Below are 25,696 nucleotides of genomic sequence, written 5' to 3' on the forward strand. Positions count from 1 at the left end.
GGCGCCCGTCTGTGAAGCAAGTCACAAGGATCAGATCAGGTCGGATTCCGCGAGTTCCCGCAGGGCCTCAAAATCCTGGATCAGCAAGCCGCCGCGCGATGCCTCGACCACCTCGTCGCGTTTCCAGGTTGAAATCGTCTTGGACACCGCCTCGCGCGTGGCGCCGACGAATTCAGCCAGTTCGCTTTGCGACAGGGTGATGCGGTCACGCGGATTGTCCTGAAGCCCCGACAGGTGCAACAGTTTGCGCGCCAGCCGGATCGGCATCGGCAGAAAGACCTGCTCGTTCAGTTGCGAGCCCATCCAGCGCATGCGCAGGCCTGCCAGACGGACCATATCGACCGCAAGGTCCGGATGCTGGCGGATCTGGTTCATCACGTCCCGGCGGCGCACACGCAAAACCCGTGAAGGTTCCGCTGCGGCGATGGTTGCTGTGCGGGGGCCGCTGTCGAATAGCGCAATTTCGCCAAACACCTCGCCGGGGCGCATCAGGGTCAGGGTCAGTTTTCGGCCGCTCATGGCCAGAAACGAAACCTCGAGCGTGCCTTCAAGAATGGCATAAAGCGCATCGCCTTCGTCGCCCTGTTCGAACAGGGTTTCCCCCTTGGTCAGTGAAATTTCGGATGCTTGTGCAGACAGCATTGCCCGCAGCCCTTCAGATGCGTCGGACAAAAAGCCGCTGTTTGGGAAGGCCGTCATACGTTACGGGTCTCCGGGTGTAAATTGTGAGTGGTGAGTTAACCTTTCACAGCTTGGGGGCTAAGCCAAGGATTTTGTCAGGTTTTCGCCGGTTGGGCCGATCCCTGCAAGTGCACCGCGCCGGGCCTATTGATGGTCGGGATCGTCCATATAGCTCTGCAGCAGGTTGAACTGCAGCATCAGAAACACCATCAGGGCGATGGGAAAGCCGAAGGTTTCGATCTTGACCCAAAGATCGGTGGACAGCGTGCGCCAGACCAGTTCGTTGGCCACCGCCAGAACGGCGAAACAGCCGCACAAGCGTCGGGTCAGGATCATCCAACCTTCGTGGCGCATGGGCAGCATCTCGTCCAGAACATAGGCCAGATAGGATTTGCCCTGTAGCAGCCCAACGCCAAGGATGACCGAGAAGAAGCCGTAGACAAGCGTTGTTTTCATCTTGAAGAACCGCTCGTCATTGAACCAGGCGGTCAGGCCGCCGAAGAAGATCACCATGATCGCCGTGAAAATCTGCATCCGGCTGAGCTTGCCGGTCAGGAGCCAAAGCACGCCCATCGCACCCAGCATCAGAGGCACGAAGATGATGGTAGCGACGATAAAGCCAGAATACTCGGTGCCGCCGATCAGAAAGCTGTCATCGCGCAGGCGCAGATAGATGAGGAAAAAGGCCAGCGGCGGGCCCAGTTCCAATGCCTGTTTCAGAAACGGGTTGATCTCTTTTTTGTCTGTCATGGCCTGCGTCCTGCTGCTTACCCGCCCATTTCAACTATTACGGCGCCGAGTGCAATCAATGCCATCAGGGCAATGCGCCTTGGGCCGACGGTTTCTTTCAGAACCAGCCATCCGATCAGCGCGGCAAAAACCGTTGAGGTTTCGCGCAGCACCGCAGCCTCGCCAACTTTGTCGAGGCGGGTGGCAAGCATGATGGCTCCGAAGGACATGGGTGCGATGATGCCGCCTGCAAGGCCGCGCAGCATAAGCGGGCCAAGCGCCGGGCGGTGGATCATGGCGCGGTATCTGAGGGCGGCATAGATGGGCATGGCTGCCCCGTCGATCATGAAGAACCATGCAAGGAAGGTGAATGGGTCGGCTGTCGCGCGGATGCCGTAGGCGTCATAGGTGGTGTAGAGCGCGACGAACAGGCCCGTGGCCAGTGCCAGCGCAAGGGCAATGCCCAGTGTCTCGCGGTTGGTTTCCAGGTACCGCAGGTTATAGGCGGCGAGGCCGAAGATGCCTGCCATCAAGGTCGCCACCCCCAGCCATTGAACGGCTGAGAAGGTCTCACCAAACAGCAAGTTGGCTCCGATGACGGTGAACAGAGGGCCCGTGCCGCGTACAACCGGGTAGACCACGGTGTATGAGCCCTTGGTATATGCCGCGGCCTGCAGGACTTTGTAGCCGATATGTATCAGCCAGACGGTGGCGAAGATGGGCCACATATAGGGTTCCGGCCAGGGGACCACGAAGAACGCGAAGGGGGCTGCCATCAGGCAATAGCAGGCGTCGATGGCCCCGCGTGACATCCACGGGTCGTGCCGGCCCTTTTGCAACGCGCCGAAAACGGCGTGCAGAAAGGCGGCCATCAGTGCGAGGGCGAGGGCAAGGTGGTGACCGGATTCAGTGCCTTCGAGGGAGATCAGCCAGTCACTCAATACTCAAGTCTTTCGCGGGTGGAGAGGCCGGGGGTTTTCCACCCCCGGACCCCCGGAGGATATTTTCAGACAGATGAAGGTCCGGATCAGCTTTGCAGGCCGGTGAGGGCGGCGGCGAATTCTTCGGGGTCGAAGGGGGCGAGGTCGTCGATTTGCTCGCCGACGCCGATGGCGTGGATCGGCAGGCCGAACTTGTCGGCCAGTGCCACCAGCACGCCGCCTTTTGCGGTGCCGTCGAGTTTGGTCATCACAAGGCCCGAGACATCGGCGAGGTTGCGGAAGGTTTCGACCTGGCTCAGCGCGTTCTGGCCAGTCGTGGCGTCCAGCACCAGCAGGGTGTTGTGCGGAGCGGTTTCGTCGACCTTGCGGATGACGCGCACGATTTTGGCCAGTTCCTCCATCAGGTCGGCGCGGTTTTGCAGGCGGCCTGCTGTGTCGATCATCAGCAGGTCAGCGCCATCGTTCTGCGCTTTGGTCAGGGCGTCAAACGCGAGCGAGGCAGGGTCGGACCCTTCGGGGGCGGTCAGGACCGGCACGCCTGCGCGGTCGCCCCAGACCTGCAGTTGTTCGACGGCAGCGGCACGGAAGGTATCTCCGGCGGCGATGACGACCTTTTTGCCTGCCGCTTTGAACTGGCTGGCGAGTTTGCCGATGGTGGTGGTTTTACCAGAGCCGTTGACGCCCACGACCAGCACGACCTGCGGGCGCTTGGGGTAGAGCGGCATGGGATTGGCCACAGGCTCCATCACGCGGGCGACTTCCTGCGCCAGCAGTTGCTTGATTTCCCGGGTCGAGAGTTTGCGGCCAAAGCGCCCTTCGGCCATGTTGGCGGTGACGCGCAGGGCGGTGTCGACGCCCATATCCGACGCGATCAGAAGCTCTTCGAGCTGCTCCAGCATATCGTCATCCAGCGTGCGCCGGATTTCGGTACGGGTTTCGCTGCGGCTGAACAGGCGGCCCAACAGGCCCTTGGATTCCGGCACTTCCGGCGGCGGTGGGGCCGGAATGGGGTCGGCGGGCAGAGGCGTTGGCGTTTCAACCGGTTGCGGGGCGGGGGCCGGTTCGGGAACCTCGGGAACCGGTTGCGGTTCCGGTTCGGGCTCGGGGATCACCGGATCGGGTGCAGCGGTTTCCTCACCCCCATCCTCGACAATCGCTTCAAGCCCCTGTTCGAGCCGCGATGAGGATTTGAACAGCTTGTCCTTGAGCTTTGAGAAAAACGCCATTTTCGGTCTCCGCAGGTGGTCCCCTCACCTAATGCGGATTTGCGGCAGTTGCAAAGGGTCACGAAAAGGCGAACAGAAAACCGGCCTGTGCGCCCCAATATAGCGGCCAGATCAGGTAAGGCGTGAGGGTCAGGGCAGGGTGATCGGCGGGCAACAGGAACTTCTCGGTCGCGAGGATCAGATCTGACGCGATGAACGCAAGGGCCGCAGGCAGCGCCCATCGCAACAGGCCTGTTTCGGGCAGGGCGAGGACGGTGATCCCCATGCCAAGGATAATCGGAACATAGGCCAGCACAGGCCCCTTAATATCCCCCGCGCGCGGGGCCAGCAACGTAGCCATGACAATCCCGAGAATCACCAGAGACCAGACCATGGCAGGCTGGTTCAGGATCAGAGAAAAGTTGCTGACAGGTTGGCTCAGGAACAGGGTGATATAGGCCACATGCCCCAGTGCGAAGGCAACGATCCCGGCCATGAAGGTGCTGTCGGTCTCGCGCGACAAAAGCGCGTCGCCGGCCGCGCACAGCGCCAGTGCGGCGACCAGCAGCCAGGGTGCGGCCTGCATCAGCGCGATCACGGCCAGCAACGCGACAGACACCGTTTTCAACACGGTTCGCAACCTGCTTGCCGGGCGGGCAGACATTGGCAGGTAAGCCAAAGCGCTGGCGAATGCTGTCCAGAAAACTACCGTCATATCCCGCTCCGATGCCATGCCCATCCTGATGCGGGCAGTCTGGCAACGGGGGGCAAACGGATGCAAGCAGTGACGTGGGGGCATCGTGGCCGCGCGGGAAAGCTTGAATGGTCACGCGCTGCGGTATCTGCCAGAGTAAGGCCATGTTCAGACGTCTTTTGATTCTCCTGGCTTTGGTTGGTCAGGCTGCCGCTGCGCAGTCGCCTTTGTCCGGGTCGGAGTTTGATGAATACACGCAGGGAAAGACCCTGTTTTATGAGTTCGGCGGGCAGGTCTATGGGGTGGAACGCTATCTGCCCAACCGTCGTGTTATCTGGTCGTTTCTGGATGGGAATTGCAAAGAAGGCGTCTGGTATCAGCGCGAAGACATGATCTGCTTTGTTTACGAGGATCAGCTGGACCCTCAGTGTTGGGTATTCACGCGCTCGGGTGGTGGGCTTGTTGCCCGACCCGATGGTGCTCCGGAAGCGCAGGAACTGTATGAAGTCGAAGACATTGATCAGGACATGGTTTGTCTTGGACCTGAGGTCGGGGTTTGAAGGCTCAGGTCACCCGCAGTTCGTCGTAGCTGATCATCACGTGCCTCTGGTAAGCGAGGCGCTGGGTCAGGGCGTCGTAGTACCTGCGCAGATTGCCAAGGGGTCTGCGGCGGATGTCGATATCGTAGTAGCGATACAGGACATGGCCCAGTTGGATATCGGCTAGGGTCAGGTCGTCGCCTGCCAGAAACCTGTTGTGGACAAGCTTGTCATCCGCGATTTCCATTTTGTTTTCAAGGGTTACAAGCGCGTCTTGAATTGCGGATTCATCCCGCTGCGACGGCGCAGTTCGAACGACGCGCCAGAAGACCGGCCCGGTGAAGGCCATGGCGATGTTCAGCTTTGCCCATTCGGCCCATTTATCGACCTCGGCCCGCCGGATCGGATCGCCGGGCCAGAATGTGTCACTGCCGTATCGCGCGGCGAGATAGCGCAGGATCGAGCTGGTCTCCCACAGGGGCGGGTTGTCGCCGTCCTGCAGAACCGGGATCGTTCGGTTTGGGTTCATGGCTTTGAAAGCGTGGGTGTCGAGCCCGCCGAACCTGTGGCCCAGATCAAGGCGCCGGTACGTGAGGCCAAGCTCGCCAATGCACCACATCAACGCCTGAACATTGGATGAGGTTTTGCGGCCCCAGACAGTCAGCATGGTTCAGAACAAAGAGCCCTGATCGGGCGCGTCGGGCTTGGATTTCCTGGGTGGGGACTTGCCCGACGCGCCGGTTTTCAGGCGGCCATCGGCGAATTCAATTTCCAGAACCGGATGCCCGGCGGCCATGGCTTTGGTGGTAATGACCTCTCCTTCGGCGCGTACGACTGCATAGCCCCGGTCCAGCGTCGCCTTGTAGCTGAGGGTTTCGCGCAGGCGGTCGGTGGCCTCAAGCTGTTGCCGCAGACGGTCCAGCCGCGAGGTTTGTGCGGTGTTCAGACGGTCGGTCAGCCGCGACAGAGCCTCGCGCCGTGCATCCAATTCACGTTGAATCGGGCGCAGGGACAGCCGCGAAGACAGGTTGCGCCAGCGGTCCCGGCGCGTTTCGACCAGTCCGCGCAGGGTGGACGGGCGCAGGTGGGCGGATGTATCCAGCAGTTTGACGCGGCGGTTTTGTACCCCCCGGATCAGGGCATTCGGCAAACGTTCGGAGATCTGGTCCAGCCGTTGGCGCGGGCTTTCCAGCAAGCTGTCCGGCCGTGGCAGCGCGCGGGACAGGTCGCGCAGGCGCTGGGATCGGCGTTGTACGGCGTCGGCGGCGGCACGGGACAGGCGCGCGCCTTGTTCGCCGGCCCAGGCCAGCAGTTCCATCCGCACCGGCACCGCCAGTTCCGCCGCGGCGGTGGGCGTCGGCGCGCGGCGGTCCGAGACGAAATCGATCAGGGTCGTGTCCGTCTCGTGCCCGACGGCTGAAATCAGGGGGATGGCTGAAGCCGCTGCTGCGCGGGCAACACTTTCTTCGTTAAACCCCCAGAGGTCTTCGATGGACCCACCGCCTCGGGCCACAATGATCAGGTCCGGGCGCGGCATAGCACCACCCGGTGTCAGCGCGTTGAAACCTTCGATGGCGCGTGTCACCTCAGGCGCGCAATTCGCGCCCTGGACGGCAACGGGCCAGATCAGCACCTTGCGCGGAAACCGGTCGCGCAGGCGGTGCAGGATATCGCGGATCACCGCGCCCGAGGGCGAGGTCACCACGCCGATAATCTGCGGCAGGTAGGGCAGGGGTTTCTTGCGCTCGGGCGCGAACAGGCCCTCGGATTCAAGCTGTTTCTTGCGTTTTTCAAGCAATGCCATCAGCGCGCCTTGCCCGGCGACGGCGACCTCATCGACATTCAGGTTGTATTTGGACTGCGCGCCAAAGGCGGTCAGGCGCCCGGTGACCACGACCTCGAGCCCTTCTTCCGGCACCACCGATAGGCCCGAAATCTGGCCTTTCCACGTGGTGCAGGCCAGCACATTCCGGTCGTCCTTGATGTCGTAATACAGATGGCCCGAGCGCGCCTTGAACACGCGCCCGACCTCGCCGCGCACCCGGATTCGCCCGAACGCGCCTTCCAAAGTGCGTTTCACCTCGCCCGAGATGTCCGAGACAGTGTATTCAGGGGTATTTTGGCCCCGGATCGGGTCGTCAAGCAGGTCGGACATTTCAGCGCCTTGTGTCAAATGCGCGGCCAGCTTAGAACGCGCGGCAAGCGAGGCCAAGCAGATCGGAGACGACCCCATGAACATCCTTATTCTCGGCAGCGGAGGGCGCGAGCACAGTCTGGCCTGGGCGGTGATGCAGAACCCCAAATGCGACCGTCTGATCGTGGCGCCGGGAAATGCAGGGATTGCACAGATCGCGGACTGCGCGGCGCTGGATATCGAAAACGGCGGGGCGGTGGTCAGCTTTGCCGAGGAAAACGCGATTGATTTCGTGATTGTCGGCCCCGAAGCGCCCTTGGCCGCAGGCGTGGCGGATCGGCTGCGCGAGGCGGGCGTGCTGGTCTTTGGCCCCTCGGCTGACGCAGCGCGGCTGGAAGCGTCGAAAAGCTTTACCAAGGAAATCTGTGACGCTTCGGGCGCGCCGACAGCTGCTTATGCACGGTTTACCGAAGCGGAACCGGCCAAGGCCTATATCCGCGAACAGGGCGCGCCGATTGTTGTCAAGGCGGATGGTCTGGCCGCAGGCAAGGGCGTGATCGTGGCAATGGACGAGCAAACCGCCTTGGACGCGATTGATGACATGTTCGGCGGCGCGTTTGGTGGGGCCGGGGCCGAGGTCGTGATCGAAGAGTTCATGGATGGCGAAGAAGCCTCGCTTTTCGTGCTGTGCGATGGTGAGGAAATTCTTTCCGTCGGCACCGCGCAGGACCACAAGCGAGTGGGAGAGGGCGACACCGGCCTGAACACTGGCGGCATGGGGGCCTATTCCCCGGCACCGGTGCTGAGCGCCGAGATTGAAGCCCGCGCGATGGACGAAATCGTGCGCCCGACCATTGCCGAGATGAAACGGCGGGGGATGCCATTTCAGGGCGTTCTTTATGCCGGCCTCATGATCAAGGACGGGCAGCCGAGGCTGGTGGAATACAATGTCCGTTTTGGCGATCCGGAATGTCAGGTGCTGATGATGCGCCTGGGCGCGCAGGCGATGGACCTGATGCATGCCGCCGCCGAGGGGCGCTTGGGCGAAATGCGCGTGAACTGGGCGGAAGATCATGCCATGACAGTGGTGATGGCGGCGCAAGGGTATCCGGGGTCGTACGAGAAAGGCTCTGTTATCAGGGGGCTGGAGGGGATTCCTGAAGACAGCAGCAACATGGTGTTTCATGCCGGGACCAAAGCCTCTGACGGTCAGGTTCAGGCGTCGGGGGGACGGGTTCTGAACGTGACAGCGCGGGGCGCGACGCTGCAGGATGCGCGCGACCGGGCTTATGCGATGGTGGATGGCGTCGACTGGCCCGAAGGGTTTTTTCGTCGCGATATCGGCTGGCGGGCGCTTTGATCGGCTGATCGGGTCAGGGGGCTTTGCCCTCTCGGCCTGCGGCCTCACCCCCAGGATATTTATGGACAGATGAAGTGCGGATCAGCAGCTCAGGGCGCTGGTCAGGCTGTCTGGGCCGTTGAACGGGCCGAGATCGGTTTTGGTCCAGCCGTTTCGGAATGAAACGCTGATGATGCGGGTCCAGTTGCCGTTCACGAGGATCATCTCGGGGGTGTCGCCGCAGGTGCGCAGGCCGCCGGAGATGAAATCTTCGCCGATTTTGTGGTTGGTCAGATCGGGGAGGGCGGCGATTTCGGTCAGGTTGCCGTTTTCGAAGCGCCAGATGCGCAGGGTTTTGGCTAGGTGCGGGCGGTCGATATAGGCGATTTCGATGTTGCCGTCGCCGTCCAGGTCGGTAGCGCCAATGGGGGCGAGCCAGCGGTTACGCGTGCCGATGTGGGGTGTGGCGGCTATCTTTTTGCCTTTTGCATCGTAGATCGCGAGTTGGGCACCAGTATCCTGCTGTGACTCAACAACGATAACCTCAAATGTGCCGTCTTGATCAACATCTGCTCGGCGAGGTTTTAGATCTTCAAAAACACGGTCTTCGGACAGACGTATTGTTATGACCGATCGTTTGACTACTGGATTGATCAATCGACTGCCAGACATGGCTTTTGGCGGTGCTGAGTTGTCTACCGTGATTTCCAGAGCGCCGTATTCAATATCGTCACCCAATACTCCATGCGCATAGCGTGTGGTGGGTTCGATAAAGCGCGCGGAGGTGATCGTGTCCTCCGCTTGGGTCGCTGAATTACCCGCTAGCCACAAACCCAACGCCAGCCCCGCGCCGCGTGCCCAACGTTGCCACAGGCGGGCGGGCAGGCGCGGCGCGCTTGCAGGCATCAGATCTGCTTTTCCGGCATCTGCACGACCAGCCCCTCCAGCTCATTCGTGACCTTGATCTGGCAGGTCAGGCGCGAGCGGGTGGGGTCGGGCTCATAGGCGAAATCCAGCATGTCTTCTTCCATGTCGTCCTTGGCCGGGATTTTCCCGACCCAGTCGGGGTGGACATAGACGTGGCAGGTCGAACACGCGCAGGCGCCGCCGCAATCGGCTTCGATGCCGGGGATGTTGTTGTCACGGGCCCCTTCCATGACGGTCAGTCCGTTGGCGACCTCGACAGTGTGTTCGGTACCGCCGTGCTCGACATAGGTGATCTTTGCCATTGCTTGCGTCTTCCTTTTGCGATGTTCGAAATGGTGTTTAGTCAAGGCATTGGGGTCTGACCAGCCTCATTTGCGACTCATCGCGCCGCCTCTGGACTTTCTTACGGTTTGTTCTATTTTTGTTCTCATGCTTGTTGCCTCTGTTTGCCCCGCAGTTTCAAACCGGGACTGGCCACACCCGCCTGCCTGTCTGCCCGCCAACCGGCTGGATGATCCGCCCGAGGGCGCGCGGGTGACGGTGGCCGGGCTGGTGATCCTGCGGCAGAGGCCGGGGACGGCCAAGGGGGTGATCTTCGTCACGCTTGAGGATGAGACCGGCATCGTCAACGTCGTGGTCTGGCGCAAAATCTATGAGCAGTTCCGCCGCGCGGTGATTTCGGGGCGGTTGCTGCGCGTGACGGGGCGGATGCAGAAGGCCGACGCGGTCATCCACGTGATCGCGGAAGAGATCGAGGATATCTCGGGGATGCTGGATGTGCTGGTGCGGGGGGAGGGGTAGGTTCTTGACTACCGAAGAACCTTGGTTTCAGGCCAACGAATATTTTGATCAATCGAAATGACAGATTCCGACTCCGGTGCCATTTCCAGGTCCCATTTCATGATACCTCTCATCAAGTCAAAGTCCTGCTCGTCCGGTTCCGGGTCGGCCGTAAACGTGATCGTCAATTCCTCTTGTTCGCTGTAGGGAACCCGGTCGAGCAGTTCCAGATTGTAGGTATCACGCCCTAAATTTCTGACTGTAATCCTGATTTCTTCATCTCGGACATTCGAGCGATTTATCAGACCACTATCGGCTTCGTTGCGATTCAGAACCTGCCGTTCCAACCTTAGGTCTTCTATCGGACCAAAGGCCAGAATCCCCTCATCTCCGGCCGCGATCTCTGCCATGTCCGAGACACCGACAAGCTGATTGTCTACAGAAAACGTGACCTCATACGCTTCAATGAACGGTTCCTGGGTCGCGTTTTCAAATCGCGCCATCAGAAATGCTGTTTCATCCCGGAATGGGACAGCCCGCGCAAATGTGGTTGCCGGAAAGCTCACGGTATCCAGGGCAACGCGGGCACCATCAACGCCGTTTGCTACGGTCACCCGCGCCGGTACGTCATAGGTAATGCCTGGCCCATCGTAGACTGGTGATGCGGTTTCTTCGAAGAGAATCGGTGCCTCGACAATGGGCTCAGCCAATGAGGCCGCCTGTTTGCGCTGCAGCGATGGAGGTGGCGCGGGTTCTACGGAAGAAAGCTTTTTGGGCCATAGATTAGACGGGTTTAGATCCGTGATCAGTGAAAGTGTGGACAGTTGTAGATCGATATCCGTCCAATCCTCGCCGCTGTTCTGATAAATCGTGGCACCGCGCCGGATATTCAGTTGCGCGGGGGCGGATGTTTTCAAGGACACATCATATTGCGGCTGCCATCCGGCCTCGGCGAAATACGATACGGTCAGTTCGGCGGTCGCTGCAGTGTCTGTCGACAGGGTGACGGCTGCCTGATACCGGCCCTCGTCTGCCGTCAATAATGCCGCCAGTTCGTCCTGTGCGGCTTTGACATTCTTTTCCAGTTCTTCGCGTGTTTCGTTCATGCCTCGGATGGTCTTTTCCGCGTCCAGAACAGATTGCCGTGCGCGTTCGGTTTGTTCTGCGATCATGACCGCGATTTGTCCCAGAGTTTCTGCATCGGGGTTCAGGCCTTCGTTCAGGGCCAGCGCCCCTAGAAACTCGATCTGAGTTTCCGCCCCTTCGGCCGTCGCCATAACGCGCGCCTGAGCGTCGAGGTGATTTGCCAGATCGTCTTCATACTGTTTCACCTTTGCGCGGGCTTCAGAAACAGCGTCGGTCTCTGCGTCGGGCAGAGGGGAAAGGGCGTCTTCTCTGACAGAGACAGGACCCAAGGTCGCGTTTGTCACCGAAATCTGCGGCAACAGAAACTCAACTGAATTCGGCAGATCAGGTAAAATGACAGTGTGCTGGCCAGCAGGCAAATCGACCGCTATTTTGCGGGTGACCTTGGAACCTTCCAGATAGACAATTGCTGAACTGGGTTCGCTGCGTATGACGAATGTGTCCGCAAAAACAGGTGCTGCCAAAGGGATCAAAGCAAAATAGAGAATCCTCAAAAAACCCACTCCTCGATAAAACGGTAGGGCGAGAGTGCCGTCTAGGGATTGCAGATGAAAGTCTGAATTTGCCGATTACGGGGATTTCACAGCTTGGATGGCGCTGCGTTGAGCGTAAGTGCGAAATGACTATGCAACAACGCGTTATCGCCTAAACAAAACCCCCTGCGCCTGCTTGTCCCGGTGATCCCCGCGCAACTCTGCATGTAACGCACGCCCGGCCTGTACCCCGGGACGCGCGCTGACCGTTTCCAGCCAGCGGGTAAAATGGGGTTTGTCCTCCAGCACCTGCTGTTGTCCTTCCCACAGGCTCGCCCAGCCCCAGATCGACATGTCGGCGATGGAATAGAAATCGCCCGCGACGTATTCGTTTTCGGCCAGCCGCCGATCCAGCACGCCATAAAGACGCCCGACCTCAGCCCGGTAGCGGTCTTTGGGGTAGGGCAGGTCTTGCGGCGGGTCCAGTTTCGGGGCGTATTTCAAGAAGTGATGCGCCTGACCCGCCATTGGGCCGACGCCGCCCATCTGCCACATCAGCCATTCCTCGACCGCGATCCGGTCGCGCTCGGTTTTGCCATAGAACCGCCCGGTCTTGCGAGCCAGGTACATCAGGATCGCGCCGCTTTCGAAGACCGAGATCGGCGCGCCGTCCGGGCCATCCGGATCGACAATTGCGGGCATCCGGTTGTTGGGGGCGATTTTCAGGAACTCGGGGTCGAACTGCTCGCCCTTTCCGATGTTGATCAGGCGAGTGGTGTATGGCAGTTCCATCTCTTCCAAAGCGATGGACACTTTCCAGCCATTCGGCGTGGGCCAGAAATACAGGTCGATCATGGCGTCTCCTCAGGTTCAGGCGATCATGAGGGTTTAGACAAATTCGGCAAGGGGGACGTGTCCGAGTGTTACGAAAGCGTGACCGATGCGCCGCCCGGACTTGACCAATGGCGGGGTGCGGCGTAAACGCTTTCCCACCACGTGGCGATTTGTTACCGGATTGCGGGCCACGCTAAACAACACCGCTAAAAGGTCAGGATGAAAGACCCCTTTCGCTTGGCCGCGTCTGGGGTTTTTTGTTTGCCTCCCGAGCAGGGGCGGAAAGGAATGACATGAGCGAGACCTGGAACAAACGCACCCAAGCCGTGCATGGCGGTATTCGCCGCAGCCAGTATAACGAGGTGTCCGAGGCGATTTTCCTGACGCAGGGCTTCGTCTACGACAACGCCGAACAGGCCGAGGCCCGGTTTCTGGAAAGCGGCCCGGACGAGTTCATTTATGCCCGTTACGGCAACCCCACCGTGTCGATGTTCGAACAGCGCATCGCGATGCTGGAAGGGGGCGAGGATGCCTTTGCCGCCGCGTCGGGCATGGCCGCAGTCAACGGCGCGCTGACCTCAATGCTTAAGGCGGGGGATCACGTGGTCTCGGCCAAGGCTCTGTTCGGGTCCTGCCTGTATATTCTTGAAAACATCCTGTCCCGCTATGGGGTTGAGGTGACGTTCGTCGATGGCACCGATCTGGAGCAGTGGCAGGCCGCCATCCGCCCGGATACAAAGGCCGTGTTCTTCGAATCCATGTCGAACCCGACGCTTGAGGTGATCGATATTACCGCAGTTGCGGAACTGGCCCATGCGGTTGGCGCGTTGGTCGTAGTAGATAACGTGTTTTCGACCCCGGTGTTCTCACGCGCGATCGAGCAGGGGGCGGATGTCGTGGTCTATTCGGCAACAAAGCATATCGACGGTCAGGGTCGTGCCCTCGGCGGAGTGATCATCGGCACCAAAGAGTTCATTCGCGGAACGGTCGAACCCTACATGAAGCACACCGGCGGCGCGCTCAGCCCGTTCAATGCGTGGATCATGCTCAAAGGTCTGGAAACGATTGCCCTGCGCGTTAACGCGCAGGCCGAGACCGCTCAGACACTCGCCGAGGCGCTGGAAGGGCATCCTGCGCTGGACCGCACTCTGTATCCGGGTCTTAAAACGCACGCGCAGAACGACCTTGTTCAGTCGCAGCTGGGCGGCAAGGGCGGCACGGTTCTGTCGCTGGACATCAAAGGCGGAAAAGAGGCGGCGTTTGCGTTTCTGAATGCGATGACGATTCCGGTGATCTCGAACAACCTCGGGGACGCGAAATCCATCGCGACGCATCCGGCCACGACGACTCACCAACGCCTGAGTGACGCGCAGAAGGACGAGCTGGGTATCACGCCCGGCCTGATCCGCCTGTCGGTTGGTTTAGAAGACGCCGAAGACCTTCTGGCGGATATCCGGCAGGCGCTGGACGTGTCCCAGACATAAGAGAAAGCGCCCCGGGACGGTGAAGCCGCCTTGGGGTGCAGTGCCTAAGCCCGGCCGTAAAATCCGATTCGTTCAGAGTCAGAAAAAGCGACGCCGGGGTTTTCATAATATGAGAATACGGCAATCACGCGCGGCTTGCCGCCGACCACAGGCGTGACCCGATGTGCGGTGTTCTTGCCCTTGAAAACATTCAATGTTCCGGGGCTGAGCGTGATAGTCTTGCTTTCCCCATCCGTGCCGTTCAGAAACCGGGCGACGCCGTCGTAGTTCGGGTCCTCATCGCTGCGCAGATCGGTCCGGTATTCGAAGCCGCCACCCTGATCGGGGGCCTGTAGCAACAGCGTTGTCGTGAACTCGGATCGGTCGAAATGCCAGTTCAGGGCCTGCCCGTCCTGATAGGCCATGACATTCACACGGGCCAGCGGGTCATCCATGACGTGAAGCTCGGGCTTGCCCATGGTCGCGGCCAGAAACTGCGCGAATTCGGGCCATTCGTACAGGCGCAACAGGGAAGAGCCATCGATCTGATCGGCGCAGAGCGTCCGGTTCGAGGTGTGAAACTCCTGCAGGGCGGGGTGGTCGTCGGGCAGATTATCAAGCTTCTTGAAATAGATGTTGTGGCGGCGTTCGTGCAGAAACGCCTCGGTTGCAAAACGGGGGGTCATCTCGGAAACGGCGGCGGCTGCCACGTCCTGCCGCATGAGACCGTCCAGATTATACATCCCGTTCGCGGCAAGCTCCGCCCGGCATCGCTCGACCAGTGCCTGCCATTCCGGGCTGCCGGGGCGGTCGATGGGAAATCGGTCGAGGTCGAGAATGGTCTGCATGCCAGCGCCCCTTTCGCATAGTCGTCGTTTCACGGCTTGGCTCATGCTATCCGGCATCAGCTTCAGGGCTGTTCTGATTGCGACACCAGCCGCAGAACGCGTTGTGCTTATTCCGGCTTTCCGCCAAGGCAGGGCGTATTCCGTTGTAAGATGACGGTTTTGCCCTATTATTTTCAATCCAGAGTGTTAGTGCATGCGTATTGGGTAAGACTGGAAAAACAACTGCAGTCGTATATATTCCGGCGACCAATCGAGGAACCCCATCCGATGAACGTTCACCCGCGCGACATTGACGATACCCCGGACCGTGACGAAGCTGCCGCTGCCCTGCACGTTCTGCGGCGTTGGGCAAAATCCGCCCCGACATCCGAGATCAGTCAGCTTGACCCGGCCCTGGCGCGGCTTGTGCCGGGTTTGGCCCCGGTGGACTATCCGGCCATGTCACGCGACTACCCCGAAGGGTTCCAGGTCGATGCCACCTACCGCGCAACGTTGCCTGACCTTCAGAACGGCCCGTCCAGTCTGATCCGGGGCGCGAAGCAGCAGATCCAGCATGTCGGGATCTCGAATTTCCGCCTGCCGATCCGGTTTCACCGCAAGGAAGGCGAGGATCTGACGCTTGAAACCTCGGTCACAGGAACGGTCAGCCTTGAGGCGGAAAAGAAGGGCATCAACATGTCCCGCATCATGCGCTCTTTCTACAAACACGCCGAGCGCACGTTCAGTTTTGAAGTGATGGAAGCGGCGCTGAGCGACTACAAGACCGATCTGGACAGCTTTGATGCCCGTATCCAGATGCGCTTTTCCTATCCGGTTAAGCTCAAAAGCCTGCGGTCGGGGCTGGAAGGGTATCAATACTATGACATCGCGCTGGAACTGATCGAACAGAACGGCACGCGCCAGAAGATCATGCATCTGGATTACGTGTATTCCTCGACCTGCCCATGTTCGCTGGAACTGAGCGAGCACGCGCGATCGCAACGCGGACAATTGGCAACGCCGCATTCGCAGCGCTCGGTGGCACGGATTTCGGTTGTCGTGGATTGCGATGCCGACTGCCTGTGGTTCGAGGACCTGATCGACCTCTGCCGCCGTGCTGTGCCGACCGAAACGCAGGTCATGGTCAAGCGCGAGGATGAACAGGCCTTTGCGGAACTGAACGCCGCCAACCCGATCTTTGTCGAGGACGCCGCGCGCCTGTTTTGTGCCGAACTGCTGGCTGACCACCACGTCGGAGACTTCCGCGTGATCGCGAGCCATCAGGAAAGCCTGCACAGCCACGACGCCGTTTCGATTCTGACCGAGGGCCCGACGTTTGCGGCCCCCAGTCTGGACCCGCGTCTGTTTTCAAGCTTGTTCCACGTCGGCTGACAAGCGGGCTAACCGGTCAGAAATTCATCACGTTTCCGCAGCGTAAGCGCCTTTTTGCCGCAATGCAGCGATATCGCTGCACTGTGGCATTTTTTTGGGTTAGGGTGGCCCGGAATGCAGCCGCTGCACGCCTGCGTCAAAAGACGGCGTGCCGCCTTTGAGGAAACCCGAGACGTGCCACGCCTTGGACTGCAACACCAAATCCGCCGCTCAAGCGATTTGAGCGGGCAGGGCGCCACTCACTCAATTTCCGTGCTGCGTTGTTATTACAGGAGAGAACGTAGATGAACCCGATTACCCAACCGCTGGAGCTTCAGGCTGCTGTCTGCCGCGTGGCTGGTTATGCGATTGTGAACCAGATGAAGATCATGCAGATCATGGCCCGTTCGGCGTTCGAACTGCCGATGGCGCCGGTTCAGGCGCTGCATGCTGCGGCTGCAAGCCCGGCCCCCGCTGTGGCGAAACCCGCCGCACCCAAGCCTGCCGCCAAGCCAAAGGCCAAGGCCCCGGCGGCCAAGCGCGCGAAGTCGGCGGCCAAAGCTGCACCTGCTGCAAGGAAACCTGCCGCCAAACCGGCTGCGGCCAAGGCGGAACCCAAGCCTGTTGCCGAGTTCACGGCAAAGCCGCGTACCGCCGCCAAAGCCCCCGCAGCCAAGCCTGTTGCCAAAGCGCCCGCTGCGAAGCCTGCCACCAAAGCTGCGCCAAAGCCCGTCGCCGCCAAACCGGCGGCTGCCGCTAAGGCACAGGCCGCACCGGCTAGGGCTCCGTCAAAACCGGCGGTGAAGGCTGACAAGACTGCTGCGCCGAAGCCTGCGGTGGCCAAAGCGGCACCAAATCCTGCGGTGGCCAAAGCGCCCGCTGCCAAACCGGCTGCGGCCAAGGCTCCGGCCCCGAAGCCTGCCGTTGCAGCCGTGAAACCTGTCGTGACAGCGAAAACCGCCACCGCACCTAAGCCCGCAGCACAGGCCAAAACGGCCCCGGTCGCGGCGGCGAAACCGGTCGAGGCAAAGGCTGCGAATACCACCGAAGCCACGCCCAAACCGCAGTCGCGCCGGACCCGTGCGCCGTCCAAACCGCCTGCGATGCCGTCCTCCAAGGCCAAGGCCGACGAATAATCGCAGATCATCTGCTTGACACGATCCCCATGGCGCGCCAACGCTGCGCGTCATGATGGATCTTCGCCCGGTCGGATATGTGATTGGCTTACTGGTCGCCATTCTTGGGGCGACCATGCTGTTGCCCATGCTCGCCGACATGCTCGAAGGGCGGGACGAGTGGCACGTTTTTCTGGAAAGCGCCATCATTACGGTGCTGACCGGAACGGTGCTGGCGTTAAGCTGTTCCAACGGCGTGGGCGAAGGTCTGACCATCCGGCAGACCTTTTTGCTGACAACCGGCGTTTGGGTCGCCCTGCCGGTGTTCGGGGCGATTCCGTTTTTGTTAGGTGAATCCGAGCTACGCTTTGTCGATGCGTATTTCGAGGCGATGTCGGGTCTCACCACCACCGGCTCGACGGTGATTTCTGGCCTCGATAGCCTGCCACAGGGTCTATTGCTGTGGCGCGGCATTCTGCAATGGCTGGGCGGTATCGGGATCATCGTCGTGGCGATGGTGTTCCTGCCCGAACTGCGCGTGGGCGGGATGCAGATCTTCCGCTCGGAAGGGTTCGAGACGATGGGGAAAATCCTGCCCCGCGCGCAGGAAATCGCGGGCCAGATATCCCTGATTTATGTTTTCCTGACAGTGGTTTGCGCCCTGGTCTATGCCGGGTTTGGTATGGGCTTCTTCGATGCCATCGTCCATTCGATGACGACAATCGCGACGGGCGGCTTTTCCAACTATGACAACTCGTTCGGCACGTTTTCAGGCCCTGCGGAATATGCCGCGTCGGTCTTCATGATCCTCGCGGCGCTGCCGTTCGTGCGCTATGTCCAGCTTGCCAACGGCAACACCAGTTCCCTGTGGCAGGACAGCCAGATCAGAGCCTTCCTTGCAACCATTCTGGTGCTCGTCGTCGTGATGTCGGTCTTTCTGACATCGGTCTTTCCGCATCATTGGGAGCAAGCCTTCCGGCAATCGCTGTTCAACATCACATCCATCATCTCGGGCACCGGATATGCCAGCGTCGATTACATGACCTGGGGCAGCTTTCCGGTCATGATCTTCTTTCTGATCGGCCTGATTGGGGGCTGCGCGGGCTCGACCGCCTGTTCGATCAAGGTGTTCCGGTATCAGCTGCTGTTTGCTTCGATTAAAACCCAGCTCAGCCGGATCAGATCGCCGCATGGCGTCTTCATGCCGCTCTATGACGGGCGGCCCGTCGGGCGCGATGTTTTGACCTCGGTCATGAGTTTCTTCATGTTCTTCGTCCTGTCGATGGGCATCCTGTCCTGGGCGCTGGCGCTGACGGGGTTGGATTTCATCACCTCTGTTTCGGGCGCGGCGACGGCGCTGGCCAATGTGGGGCCGGGGCTTGGCAGCCAGATCGGCCCGGCGGGCAACTTCGCCGGGCTGAGCGACACCGCCAAATGGCTGCTGTCGATTGGCATGCTGGTCGGGCGTCTGGAACTGCTGGCTGTCTACGCAATCTTCACCGTTCAATTCTGGAGAGGCTGATGCAAAAGCCCCTTGGCGCGCAGATCTCGCACATGCTGAAGGATCGCGGGGTCGACGTGATCTTTGGTACCCCCGGCGTGCATAACCAAGAGATGTATCGCGGCATCGAAGAGGCCGGGATCACGCATGTTCTGGCCCGGCACGAGCAGGGGGCCGGATTCATGGCCGACGGTTACGCGCGTGCGACGGGGAAGCCGGGGGTGGCCTATGTGATCACCGGGCCGGGCCTGTGCAACATGATGACGCCGATGGGGCAGGCCTATTCCGACTCGGTCCCGATGCTGGTTCTGTCCTCTTGTCTGGACGAAGCGCAGGCCCAGCGGGGCCAGTTGCACCAGATGAAGGATCAGCGCGCAGCGGCGGACACCGTGGCCGACTGGTCCTGTCAGGCCAACAGCGCGCAGGCAGCTTACGGGTTGATCGAGCGCGCGTTTGAGGAATTCGAACTGTCCCGCCCGCGACCCAAACACATTCAGGTGCCAATTGCTCTGCTAGAGGCCGCTGCCGAACAAGCGCCCCCGCCCAAGCCTTCGGCCATGCGGGCGGCTATGCCTCCGGATGTGTCGATTGTTGTGTCTTTGCTGGCGCGGGCACGCAGGCCGCTGTTCATTCTCGGCGGCGGGTGCCGGTCCGACCAGTGGCGGGACCTGCTGACACAGCTGGGCGCGGCCTGTTTCACCACCTATGCGGGGCGCGGGTTGGTTGGAGCCAACTATCCTTTGGATTTTGGGTCAATGCTGCCGCGACCGGGCAGCGTCGAGGTGATTGCCTCGGCTGATCTGGTGGTCGCCGTCGGGGCGGAACTGGGCGAAGTTGACCTGTGGCGGCGAGAACTGGGTCATGCCGCCAATCTGGTCCGCGTCGATCTGGACCCCGAGGTGTTGTCGGATCACCACCGCGCCACGGTCAAATTGCAGGCTGACGCCGAGGGTTTTAACCGTGCCCTGTCGGACGCCGTCAAAAACACCCAACCCGTCACAGGCTGGTCGCCCGAAGAGATTGCCGAGGCCCGCGCCCGCTGGCGCGCTGAGGTCGAGGCCGAACGCCCGGGGATCATCCAAGTCGCCGATGCCTTGCGCGCCGCATTGCCCGCCAAAACGATGATCTATTCCGACATGACCCAGTTCGCCTATGTCGCGAAAGAGGTCTGGGACATGGCCCACCCCCATCACTGGCACCACCCGACGGGATTTGGCACGCTGGGCTACGCCTTACCCGCCGGGATCGGCGGGGCGGTAGCGCGGCAGGGGCAGCCAACGGCGGTGATCGCCGGGGATTACGGGTTTCAATACACGATGCAGGAGCTGGGAACGGCGGTCGAACTGGGCCTCTCCTTGCCGATTATCCTGTGGGACAACGGCAAGCTAAAAGAGATCGAGGACAGCATGGTGCGCAGCCAGATCGCGCCCAACGCGGTGGTGGCCCGCAATCCCGATTTCTGCAAACTGGCCGAGGCGTTTGGGGCGTTGTCTGCGACCCCCACCAGTTTGGACGAGATGCAGTTGGTCGTGTGCTCAGCCTTTGCCGCGCCGGTGCCGACACTGATCCGCGTGACGCCGGATATCGCATAAGAAAAGCGCCGCAGGGGACTGCGGCGCTTTCTGGATTGCTTTAATGCTTACTTAGTCCCAGCAGTGAACCAGCACGGTCATTCCGATGGCCCGGCGGCTCAGCTCGTTGGGTGAGATTTGCGCGGTTTCCTGGCTCGACTGGCCCGACACGCCCGCTTTGCCCAGAACATCAGTCAACCGTTCCACGGTTGCGGCTAGGCTGACCGAGGCGGGCAGGGTGCGGCCTTCGGACGGGGCGGGCAGCAGCATGCCGATCACGTGGCCGTTGCCATCAAATACCGGACCACCGGCATCGCCAGGTTGCGCGCTCAGCGCAAGACGCTTGATCCCGGTTTCACCGTTAAGGCCTCGGATGTCCGCGACCTGCCCAAATGTCAAAGTCGGCGCGCCCAGTGCGCCCTGATACGAGAACCCAGACACGGCAACCTCGGACTGAATGCGGGGCTGGTCGGCGCTGAATTCGGCGATGTTGATGGGGGCGAGGGACCGGCTTGGGCGCAGGACCGAGATACCAAGGTCTGCGTCGGTCCAGACCACCTGAACCTCCTGATCGCCCTCCAGCGTGATCCGGCTGCAACTGTCGGCGGCCTCGGCGACCGTCAGCACGGTGCCTTGGGCATCTGCAAAGAACCCGGACCGGGACAGGCGCGGTTTGCGTATCTGCAGGCCCGAGACCAGATCGATCCGCTGCTCGGCATCCGCTCCGGCGGCAGCGTCCAGAACAGCGTCGGTGGTCAAAAAGCTGGCCTTCATCGCTGCCAGAACCCGCGCACGCCGCGCCTCGTCCCCTTCGGGCCAGATAATCGTGAAGCCTTTGATTTTGCCGTCCTTCAGCGCGGCCTGCGTGTAAGACACGACCCCGTTGCCGCGCCCCTCGAGCGTGAACCGATCCCCGCGCAGCTCGCGCGGGCCGTCGAGCGGTACGATTTCCAGCGATTGCATCACTTCGTACAGCGCGCGCAGGCTGGATTTGTCACCGTCCTGACTGATCAGCAAAGCCTGTGCCTCAAGGTCAGACGAGGCTTCGAAATGGGCAAACGGTGCCTCGTACCGGTCAAAGGCAACAACCCCCAATGGCAGGTCCAGCGAAATCCCGGCCTTGTCATCGATGTGCCGCGCCATGCCGACACTGATCAGCGGGGCGTTGTACTCGTCCATCAGCGCCCTGCGCTGTGATGTTGTCAGAACGCCGGTGGCTTCAAATCCGTTGAACCGCTGCCAGTCGCCCATGGAACGGCGCGTGCCCTGACCAAATGCGCCGTCGATGGTCGAATTGTAAAACCCGGCCGCTTGCAGCGCTGTCTGCAGGTCCCTGCGCTCTTGCGCGGTCAGCAGACGTTCGCTTTGCAGGGCCTGTGGGCGTGTTTCATCGGCGTTTTGCGGCGCGACGGCGGTTTGCGCAGGCTCCGGCTGCGACTCTGGCTCGACCGGCGGGGCAATGACGCCCCGGTTCAGAAGGTTCGCGCCAACCGGCCAGAACTGCTGACCCAGCGTGTTGGAAAAGGCGATGAAGCTGTCGGCGGGAATCTCGCCCTCGGCCCGGTAGACACGCAGCACCTGTTCGGCATCGCTGCGCAGGTAGGGGCCGATCACGATGGCGTACCAGCCGCTGTTCAGGCGGAACCCGTTCACATCCGGCAGCGCGTTGGCATAGGCCTGTGCGCGGTCTTGTGCCTGGCTCAGGGTCGGGCGCGCCTCGACCTGAACCCAGACGCCCTGATCCTGCTGAGCGTTTGCAGCCTGAAGGCCGAAGGTGAAAAACAATAGAATAACCGTTAATACGCGTGTCATTTTCTGCCCGTTTTATGCGCCAGTGGTGCTTTGGCGCAGATTACGCGAATTCTGACCCCGATTGCCATGCCATGAATGCGGGGAATTCTGGGTGTGGCCGCGCAGATACAGCATCGGGCCATTGGCCCGTTGACGCCCCCTGGCCCCTTGCATAGGAAGGGCAAAACCGACCGGAACCGGGTGCTATTGCGCCCAAAGGGAATGTCATGACCGAACACTCCAGCGCACCTCGTTCTTTTCAGGAGATTATCCTGCGGCTTCAGACCTATTGGGCGTCCAAAGGCTGCGCGATCCTTCAGCCTTATGATATGGAGGTTGGCGCCGGGACGTTCCACCCGGCGACCACCTTGCGCGCGTTGGGGGGCAAGGCCTGGGCGGCGGCCTATGTGCAGCCCTCGCGCCGCCCGACCGACGGGCGCTATGGCGAGAACCCGAACCGGTTGCAGCACTATTACCAGTATCAGGTGCTGATCAAACCCAGCCCGCCGGATTTGCAAGAGCTTTATCTGGGCAGCCTCGAGGCCATCGGCATCGACATGGACCTGCACGACATCCGCTTTGTCGAGGATGACTGGGAAAGTCCGACGCTGGGCGCATGGGGTCTGGGATGGGAGGTCTGGTGCGACGGCATGGAAGTCAGCCAGTTCACCTATTTCCAGCAGGTCGGCGGCCATGACTGCGCGCCTGTGTCGGGTGAGTTGACCTATGGTCTGGAACGTCTGGCGATGTATGTGCTGGGCATCGATCACGTGATGGACATGCCCTTCAACGATCCGCAATCGCCCAGCCCGCTGACCTATGGCGATATCTTCAAGCAGACCGAAGAGGAATACGCCCGCTGGAACTTCGACGTGGCCAATACCGAAGTTCTGCTGCGCCATTTTGAAGAGGCGGAGGCTGAATGCGCCGCCATTCTGGCGCAGGAGCATGACGACCCGAAAACCGGCAAACGCATCATCATGGCGCATCCCGCTTATGATCAGTGCATCAAGGCCAGCCACGTCTTCAACCTGCTGGACGCACGCGGTGTGATCTCGGTGACGGAACGCCAGGCCTATATCGGGCGGGTGCGGGCGCTGGCCAAGCAATGCGCGGATGCGTTCGTTCAGACCGAGGCGGCCGGGCATTCGGCCTGATGGGCAGTTACGCCAAACCCGGCAGCAACGCTTTCAGGCCGCTGGCGATCATGCTTATGGCGATGGCCGACAGGATCATGCCCATGAAGCGGCTCATGATGACACGAGCGGTGCCCGACAAACGCTCGGCCAGCCAGGCGGCATTCCAGAAGGTGATCAGCAAAAGGGCAACCACGCCAAGAAAGACGCCCGAAAAAGCAAGGGCATCTACGGGTTTGGTGATGTGATGGGCATACAGGATCAGCGTTGTAATTGTGCCGGGGCCGACAAGGATCGGAAACGCCAGCGGGTAGAACGCCACGGTGTCCGGTTCAGGGTAAGACTGCTTTTCCCCTTCGGTCCCGTGGTGCGAGGTGCTTTCGTTTCCGTTCAGCATGTTCAGCCCGATCATCATGACAACCAGACCACCCGCCACGCGCAGGTGATCCACGGTGATGCCGAACAGCCCCAGTGTCTGAGTGCCCACCGCAGCAAAGGCCGCCCCAAGGATCAGACAGTAGACCGCCGTTTTCACCGCAATTTTCTTCTGTTCCGTCGCTGGCAGGCCGTCTGTGACGCTCAGGAAAACCGGCAGGTTGGTCACGGGGTTCATGATCGCAAAAAGTGCGCCGAAAAACCCGACAGCAAGGGTCGATTCCATCCGGTGTTCCTTGATCCACACTGTTCTGTTGCAAAACCTGTCCTATTTTTGAGCAACTTAAAAGAGCCCGCGTAAAAGGATAAGCCAAAGTATGACCGGAAAGTTTCTAGCGATCATCCTGATCCTGTCCGCCGTTCTGGCGGGCGCGGGCATGTACTACCTGCAGGTCTACGGCTATTACTACACGGTCGAACCGCGCCCCGGGCAGGACGTTGTTTTGCTGGCCCAAGGGGCCGAGACTTCGGAGCCCATCAGCTATACCGCGTTTCAGGCGATTGATGCCGACAGCTCTCCGATCCGGTATCGCGCCTGTTTCGAAACCGACCTGACGCCCGAGGAGTTGCGGGCAACCTATAGCCCGGCCGAGGACGCAACCCCCCTGACCGCGCCGGGGTGGTTTGACTGTTACGACGCCGAAGCGCTGGCCGACGCTTTGAAATCGGGGCAGGCCGAGGCGTTTATCGGCGTGAAAAACGTTCATTACGGCGTGGACCGGATCGTGGCCGTGACTCAGGATGGTCAGGGCTTCATCTGGCATGTGCTGAACAATTGCGGTGAAAAGGCCTATGACGGCACCGTGGTTGGCGAAGAATGTCCGCCGCGCCCGGATAGCTGAGGATCACCCATGGCTGATGCGATACAGATTGATGACTTTCTGACCGTGACCCTTGGGTTTGCCGTCTATCTGGCGGGGGCCGAAATCAATGCTCGGGTTCCCGCATTGCGGCAGTTCAACATCCCCGAACCCGTGACCGGGGGCCTGTTGGCCTCGTTGGTGGTACTGCTGCTGTATCTGTTGTTCGATCTTGAGCTGTCTTTCGGCTTGGCTGCGCGGGACTTTCTGCTGGTTGTGTTTTTCGCGGGCATCGGTCTGAATGCGCGGTTTTCAGATTTGATTTCCGGCGGCAAGCCGTTGTTCCTGCTTTTGATTTTGACTTTGATCACAATCGTTGCCCAAAACGTAATCGGCGCCTTTGGGGCGTCGCTATTCGGATACCCTGCGCAGTCGGGCGTTCTGTTTGGCTCGGCAGCTTTGATCGGCGGGCACGGGACGGCAATCGCCTGGGCACCCGAAGTGGCCGAGGTGACCGGCCTTGCAAGCGCGACAGAATTGGGCGTCGCGGTTGCCACGCTCGGGCTGGTATTGGCCGCGCTGGTCGGTGGCCCGGTGGCCCGGTATCTGGTCGAAGGGCGCGGATTGTCACCCGCACGCCCCGAGGAAGAACACACTGTTGGGGTGCCGGATCAGGGTGATGAAAGCGCGACCAGGATCGATCACCTGACAATCATGCGGGTGCTGCTGTATCTGAACATCGCGATGCTGTTGGGTTACATGCTGTGGCAGGTGATCGACGAAGCGGGTCTCAAACTTCCTTTGTTTGTGCCTTGCCTGATCATGGGGATCTTGATTGCCAACCTCCGCGACGTTCTGGCCCCAAGCGCACGGCCTGTGGCGCGGACCCCGACGCTGGCGCTGATCTCGGAATTCTCGCTGGGTGCGTTTCTGGCGATGTCGCTGATGAGTTTGCAGCTTTGGACCATTGCCGAGCTGGGTCTGGCGATTGTCGTCATCATGTCCGCTCAGACCCTGTTTGCCGTCGCTTTCGTGATCTGGGTTCTGTTTCCGGTCATGGGCAGCAATTACCGCGCCGCCGTTCTCGCCGCCGGGTTCGGAGGTTTCGCTTTGGGCGCAACCCCCACCGCGATTGCCAATATGACCGCCGTGACCAAGCGATATGGCCCATCGCCTATTGCCTTTATCGTGCTGCCCCTTGTATCCGCATTCTTTGTGGATATCGCCAATGCCATCGTCATTCAGACGATCGTTAATTTCTAAG

The 25,696-nt window shown here is 60.7% G+C and carries 25 protein-coding genes and 1 riboswitch; of the genes, 11 read left to right on the forward strand and 14 right to left on the reverse strand.

All coding sequences use genetic code 11. From position 1 onward, the window contains the following. Positions 1-30 precede the first annotated feature (30 nt). From ACR0EZ_RS01595 to ACR0EZ_RS01615, 5 genes are all read right to left on the reverse strand, one after another. Positions 31-699 carry a Crp/Fnr family transcriptional regulator gene (locus ACR0EZ_RS01595; RefSeq protein WP_480610084.1) on the reverse strand — a complete coding sequence of 223 codons (669 nt, stop codon included), beginning with the start codon at positions 697-699 and terminating at the stop codon, positions 31-33. A 126-nt stretch (positions 700-825) separates the two neighbouring features. Further along, positions 826-1,431: an inner membrane-spanning protein YciB gene (locus ACR0EZ_RS01600; protein WP_480610086.1), complete on the reverse strand. Its 606-nt coding sequence runs from the start codon at positions 1,429-1,431 to the stop codon at positions 826-828. 17 nt (positions 1,432-1,448) lie between these two features. Continuing rightward, positions 1,449-2,351 (reverse strand): EamA family transporter, encoded by a 903-nt coding sequence (locus tag ACR0EZ_RS01605; RefSeq protein WP_480610088.1) that lies wholly within the window; start codon positions 2,349-2,351, stop codon positions 1,449-1,451. A gap of 86 nt (positions 2,352-2,437) precedes the next feature. Then, entirely contained in the window at positions 2,438-3,577 is a 1,140-nt protein-coding gene (gene ftsY / locus ACR0EZ_RS01610; protein ID WP_480610090.1) for a signal recognition particle-docking protein FtsY, read from the reverse strand. Positions 3,578-3,635: 58 nt separating this feature from the next. After that, the gene (locus ACR0EZ_RS01615; RefSeq protein WP_480610092.1) at positions 3,636-4,271 is read right to left on the reverse strand and encodes a lysoplasmalogenase; all 636 of its coding nucleotides are present in this window, start codon (positions 4,269-4,271) and stop codon (positions 3,636-3,638) included. A gap of 143 nt (positions 4,272-4,414) precedes the next feature. Here ACR0EZ_RS01615 and ACR0EZ_RS01620 point away from each other — a divergent pair, with 143 nt between their 5' ends. After that, positions 4,415-4,810 (forward strand): hypothetical protein, encoded by a 396-nt coding sequence (locus tag ACR0EZ_RS01620; RefSeq protein WP_480610094.1) that lies wholly within the window; start codon positions 4,415-4,417, stop codon positions 4,808-4,810. 4 nt (positions 4,811-4,814) lie between these two features. On the opposite strand, the gene ACR0EZ_RS01625 is transcribed toward ACR0EZ_RS01620, so the two are convergent. Further along, entirely contained in the window at positions 4,815-5,456 is a 642-nt protein-coding gene (locus ACR0EZ_RS01625) for a glutathione S-transferase family protein (protein WP_480610096.1), read from the reverse strand. 3 nt (positions 5,457-5,459) lie between these two features. Then, positions 5,460-6,944, reverse strand: coding sequence for an exodeoxyribonuclease VII large subunit (gene xseA, locus ACR0EZ_RS01630; RefSeq protein ID WP_480610098.1), 1,485 nt, complete (start codon positions 6,942-6,944; stop codon positions 5,460-5,462). A 76-nt stretch (positions 6,945-7,020) separates the two neighbouring features. Between xseA and purD the strand changes: the two genes are divergently transcribed. Then, complete coding sequence (gene purD, locus ACR0EZ_RS01635) at positions 7,021-8,283, forward strand: phosphoribosylamine--glycine ligase (protein ID WP_480610100.1); 1,263 nt, start codon at positions 7,021-7,023, stop codon at positions 8,281-8,283. Positions 8,284-8,364: 81 nt separating this feature from the next. Here the strand turns inward: purD and ACR0EZ_RS01640 are convergent, their stop codons facing one another. Both ACR0EZ_RS01640 and ACR0EZ_RS01645 read right to left on the reverse strand, forming a co-directional pair. Then, positions 8,365-9,168 (reverse strand): FG-GAP repeat domain-containing protein, encoded by an 804-nt coding sequence (locus ACR0EZ_RS01640; RefSeq protein ID WP_480610102.1) that lies wholly within the window; start codon positions 9,166-9,168, stop codon positions 8,365-8,367. Further along, on the reverse strand, positions 9,168-9,491 hold the full coding sequence (locus ACR0EZ_RS01645; protein ID WP_480610104.1) for a 2Fe-2S iron-sulfur cluster-binding protein: 324 nt from the start codon (positions 9,489-9,491) through the stop codon (positions 9,168-9,170). The genes ACR0EZ_RS01640 and ACR0EZ_RS01645 overlap by 1 nt, the downstream gene beginning before the upstream one ends. A 127-nt stretch (positions 9,492-9,618) precedes the next feature. Here ACR0EZ_RS01645 and ACR0EZ_RS01650 point away from each other — a divergent pair, with 127 nt between their 5' ends. Beyond that, a complete protein-coding gene (locus tag ACR0EZ_RS01650; protein WP_480610106.1) occupies positions 9,619-9,990 on the forward strand; it encodes an OB-fold nucleic acid binding domain-containing protein in 372 nt (123 codons plus the stop codon). An 8-nt stretch (positions 9,991-9,998) separates the two neighbouring features. Here ACR0EZ_RS01650 and ACR0EZ_RS01655 read toward each other — a convergent pair whose 3' ends face one another. Both ACR0EZ_RS01655 and ACR0EZ_RS01660 read right to left on the reverse strand, forming a co-directional pair. Then, the gene (locus ACR0EZ_RS01655) at positions 9,999-11,618 is read right to left on the reverse strand and encodes a DUF4139 domain-containing protein (RefSeq protein WP_480610108.1); all 1,620 of its coding nucleotides are present in this window, start codon (positions 11,616-11,618) and stop codon (positions 9,999-10,001) included. A 135-nt stretch (positions 11,619-11,753) separates the two neighbouring features. Further along, positions 11,754-12,443 (reverse strand): glutathione S-transferase N-terminal domain-containing protein, encoded by a 690-nt coding sequence (locus ACR0EZ_RS01660; RefSeq protein WP_480610109.1) that lies wholly within the window; start codon positions 12,441-12,443, stop codon positions 11,754-11,756. Between the two features lie 131 nt (positions 12,444-12,574). Next, positions 12,575-12,652, forward strand: a riboswitch (SAM riboswitch). A 63-nt stretch (positions 12,653-12,715) separates the two neighbouring features. Between ACR0EZ_RS01660 and metZ the strand changes: the two genes are divergently transcribed. Beyond that, entirely contained in the window at positions 12,716-13,906 is a 1,191-nt protein-coding gene (gene metZ, locus ACR0EZ_RS01665) for an O-succinylhomoserine sulfhydrylase (RefSeq protein WP_480610111.1), read from the forward strand. A 44-nt stretch (positions 13,907-13,950) separates the two neighbouring features. On the opposite strand, the gene ACR0EZ_RS01670 is transcribed toward metZ, so the two are convergent. Beyond that, positions 13,951-14,733, reverse strand: a complete 783-nt coding sequence (locus ACR0EZ_RS01670) for a HalD/BesD family halogenase (RefSeq protein WP_480610113.1) — start codon at positions 14,731-14,733, stop codon at positions 13,951-13,953. Between the two features lie 267 nt (positions 14,734-15,000). Between ACR0EZ_RS01670 and folE2 the strand changes: the two genes are divergently transcribed. From folE2 to ACR0EZ_RS01690, 4 genes are all read left to right on the forward strand, one after another. Beyond that, positions 15,001-16,104 (forward strand): GTP cyclohydrolase FolE2, encoded by a 1,104-nt coding sequence (gene folE2, locus ACR0EZ_RS01675; RefSeq protein WP_480610115.1) that lies wholly within the window; start codon positions 15,001-15,003, stop codon positions 16,102-16,104. A gap of 284 nt (positions 16,105-16,388) precedes the next feature. Next, positions 16,389-17,219: a hypothetical protein gene (locus ACR0EZ_RS01680; RefSeq protein WP_480610117.1), complete on the forward strand. Its 831-nt coding sequence runs from the start codon at positions 16,389-16,391 to the stop codon at positions 17,217-17,219. Positions 17,220-17,271: 52 nt separating this feature from the next. Then, complete coding sequence (locus ACR0EZ_RS01685) at positions 17,272-18,720, forward strand: TrkH family potassium uptake protein (protein WP_480610119.1); 1,449 nt, start codon at positions 17,272-17,274, stop codon at positions 18,718-18,720. After that, complete coding sequence (locus ACR0EZ_RS01690) at positions 18,720-20,291, forward strand: 5-guanidino-2-oxopentanoate decarboxylase (RefSeq protein WP_480610121.1); 1,572 nt, start codon at positions 18,720-18,722, stop codon at positions 20,289-20,291. The genes ACR0EZ_RS01685 and ACR0EZ_RS01690 overlap by 1 nt, the downstream gene beginning before the upstream one ends. A gap of 51 nt (positions 20,292-20,342) precedes the next feature. Here the strand turns inward: ACR0EZ_RS01690 and ACR0EZ_RS01695 are convergent, their stop codons facing one another. Then, on the reverse strand, positions 20,343-22,082 hold the full coding sequence (locus ACR0EZ_RS01695) for a serine protease (protein ID WP_480610123.1): 1,740 nt from the start codon (positions 22,080-22,082) through the stop codon (positions 20,343-20,345). Positions 22,083-22,288: 206 nt separating this feature from the next. On the opposite strand from ACR0EZ_RS01695, the gene ACR0EZ_RS01700 reads away from it, so the two are divergent. After that, a complete protein-coding gene (locus tag ACR0EZ_RS01700; protein WP_480610124.1) occupies positions 22,289-23,218 on the forward strand; it encodes a glycine--tRNA ligase subunit alpha in 930 nt (309 codons plus the stop codon). Positions 23,219-23,225: 7 nt separating this feature from the next. Here ACR0EZ_RS01700 and ACR0EZ_RS01705 read toward each other — a convergent pair whose 3' ends face one another. Next, a complete protein-coding gene (locus ACR0EZ_RS01705) occupies positions 23,226-23,858 on the reverse strand; it encodes a MarC family protein (protein ID WP_480610126.1) in 633 nt (210 codons plus the stop codon). Between the two features lie 91 nt (positions 23,859-23,949). Here ACR0EZ_RS01705 and ACR0EZ_RS01710 point away from each other — a divergent pair, with 91 nt between their 5' ends. Continuing rightward, complete coding sequence (locus ACR0EZ_RS01710; RefSeq protein ID WP_480610127.1) at positions 23,950-24,474, forward strand: DUF6446 family protein; 525 nt, start codon at positions 23,950-23,952, stop codon at positions 24,472-24,474. Between the two features lie 9 nt (positions 24,475-24,483). Beyond that, entirely contained in the window at positions 24,484-25,695 is a 1,212-nt protein-coding gene (gltS, locus tag ACR0EZ_RS01715; protein ID WP_480610129.1) for a sodium/glutamate symporter, read from the forward strand. Position 25,696 lies beyond the last annotated feature (1 nt).

Source organism: Ruegeria sp. AK4 (genome assembly GCF_056541025.1).

What these genes read in the sequence shown, in the direction of transcription:
- ACR0EZ_RS01595 (WP_480610084.1), bottom strand. Translation starts at nt 699, where the DNA reads ATGACGGCCTTCCCAAACAGCGGCTTTTTGTCCGACGCATCTGAAGGG.
- ACR0EZ_RS01600 (WP_480610086.1), bottom strand. Translation starts at nt 1,431, where the DNA reads ATGACAGACAAAAAAGAGATCAACCCGTTTCTGAAACAGGCATTGGAA.
- ftsY (WP_480610090.1), bottom strand. Translation starts at nt 3,577, where the DNA reads ATGGCGTTTTTCTCAAAGCTCAAGGACAAGCTGTTCAAATCCTCATCG.
- ACR0EZ_RS01615 (WP_480610092.1), bottom strand. Translation starts at nt 4,271, where the DNA reads ATGACGGTAGTTTTCTGGACAGCATTCGCCAGCGCTTTGGCTTACCTG.
- ACR0EZ_RS01620 (WP_480610094.1), top strand. Translation starts at nt 4,415, where the DNA reads ATGTTCAGACGTCTTTTGATTCTCCTGGCTTTGGTTGGTCAGGCTGCC.
- ACR0EZ_RS01625 (WP_480610096.1), bottom strand. Translation starts at nt 5,456, where the DNA reads ATGCTGACTGTCTGGGGCCGCAAAACCTCATCCAATGTTCAGGCGTTG.
- xseA (WP_480610098.1), bottom strand. Translation starts at nt 6,944, where the DNA reads ATGTCCGACCTGCTTGACGACCCGATCCGGGGCCAAAATACCCCTGAA.
- purD (WP_480610100.1), top strand. Translation starts at nt 7,021, where the DNA reads ATGAACATCCTTATTCTCGGCAGCGGAGGGCGCGAGCACAGTCTGGCC.
- ACR0EZ_RS01640 (WP_480610102.1), bottom strand. Translation starts at nt 9,168, where the DNA reads ATGCCTGCAAGCGCGCCGCGCCTGCCCGCCCGCCTGTGGCAACGTTGG.
- ACR0EZ_RS01645 (WP_480610104.1), bottom strand. Translation starts at nt 9,491, where the DNA reads ATGGCAAAGATCACCTATGTCGAGCACGGCGGTACCGAACACACTGTC.
- ACR0EZ_RS01650 (WP_480610106.1), top strand. Translation starts at nt 9,619, where the DNA reads ATGCTTGTTGCCTCTGTTTGCCCCGCAGTTTCAAACCGGGACTGGCCA.
- ACR0EZ_RS01660 (WP_480610109.1), bottom strand. Translation starts at nt 12,443, where the DNA reads ATGATCGACCTGTATTTCTGGCCCACGCCGAATGGCTGGAAAGTGTCC.
- metZ (WP_480610111.1), top strand. Translation starts at nt 12,716, where the DNA reads ATGAGCGAGACCTGGAACAAACGCACCCAAGCCGTGCATGGCGGTATT.
- ACR0EZ_RS01670 (WP_480610113.1), bottom strand. Translation starts at nt 14,733, where the DNA reads ATGCAGACCATTCTCGACCTCGACCGATTTCCCATCGACCGCCCCGGC.
- folE2 (WP_480610115.1), top strand. Translation starts at nt 15,001, where the DNA reads ATGAACGTTCACCCGCGCGACATTGACGATACCCCGGACCGTGACGAA.
- ACR0EZ_RS01680 (WP_480610117.1), top strand. Translation starts at nt 16,389, where the DNA reads ATGAACCCGATTACCCAACCGCTGGAGCTTCAGGCTGCTGTCTGCCGC.
- ACR0EZ_RS01685 (WP_480610119.1), top strand. Translation starts at nt 17,272, where the DNA reads ATGATGGATCTTCGCCCGGTCGGATATGTGATTGGCTTACTGGTCGCC.
- ACR0EZ_RS01690 (WP_480610121.1), top strand. Translation starts at nt 18,720, where the DNA reads ATGCAAAAGCCCCTTGGCGCGCAGATCTCGCACATGCTGAAGGATCGC.
- ACR0EZ_RS01695 (WP_480610123.1), bottom strand. Translation starts at nt 22,082, where the DNA reads ATGACACGCGTATTAACGGTTATTCTATTGTTTTTCACCTTCGGCCTT.
- ACR0EZ_RS01700 (WP_480610124.1), top strand. Translation starts at nt 22,289, where the DNA reads ATGACCGAACACTCCAGCGCACCTCGTTCTTTTCAGGAGATTATCCTG.
- ACR0EZ_RS01705 (WP_480610126.1), bottom strand. Translation starts at nt 23,858, where the DNA reads ATGGAATCGACCCTTGCTGTCGGGTTTTTCGGCGCACTTTTTGCGATC.
- ACR0EZ_RS01710 (WP_480610127.1), top strand. Translation starts at nt 23,950, where the DNA reads ATGACCGGAAAGTTTCTAGCGATCATCCTGATCCTGTCCGCCGTTCTG.
- gltS (WP_480610129.1), top strand. Translation starts at nt 24,484, where the DNA reads ATGGCTGATGCGATACAGATTGATGACTTTCTGACCGTGACCCTTGGG.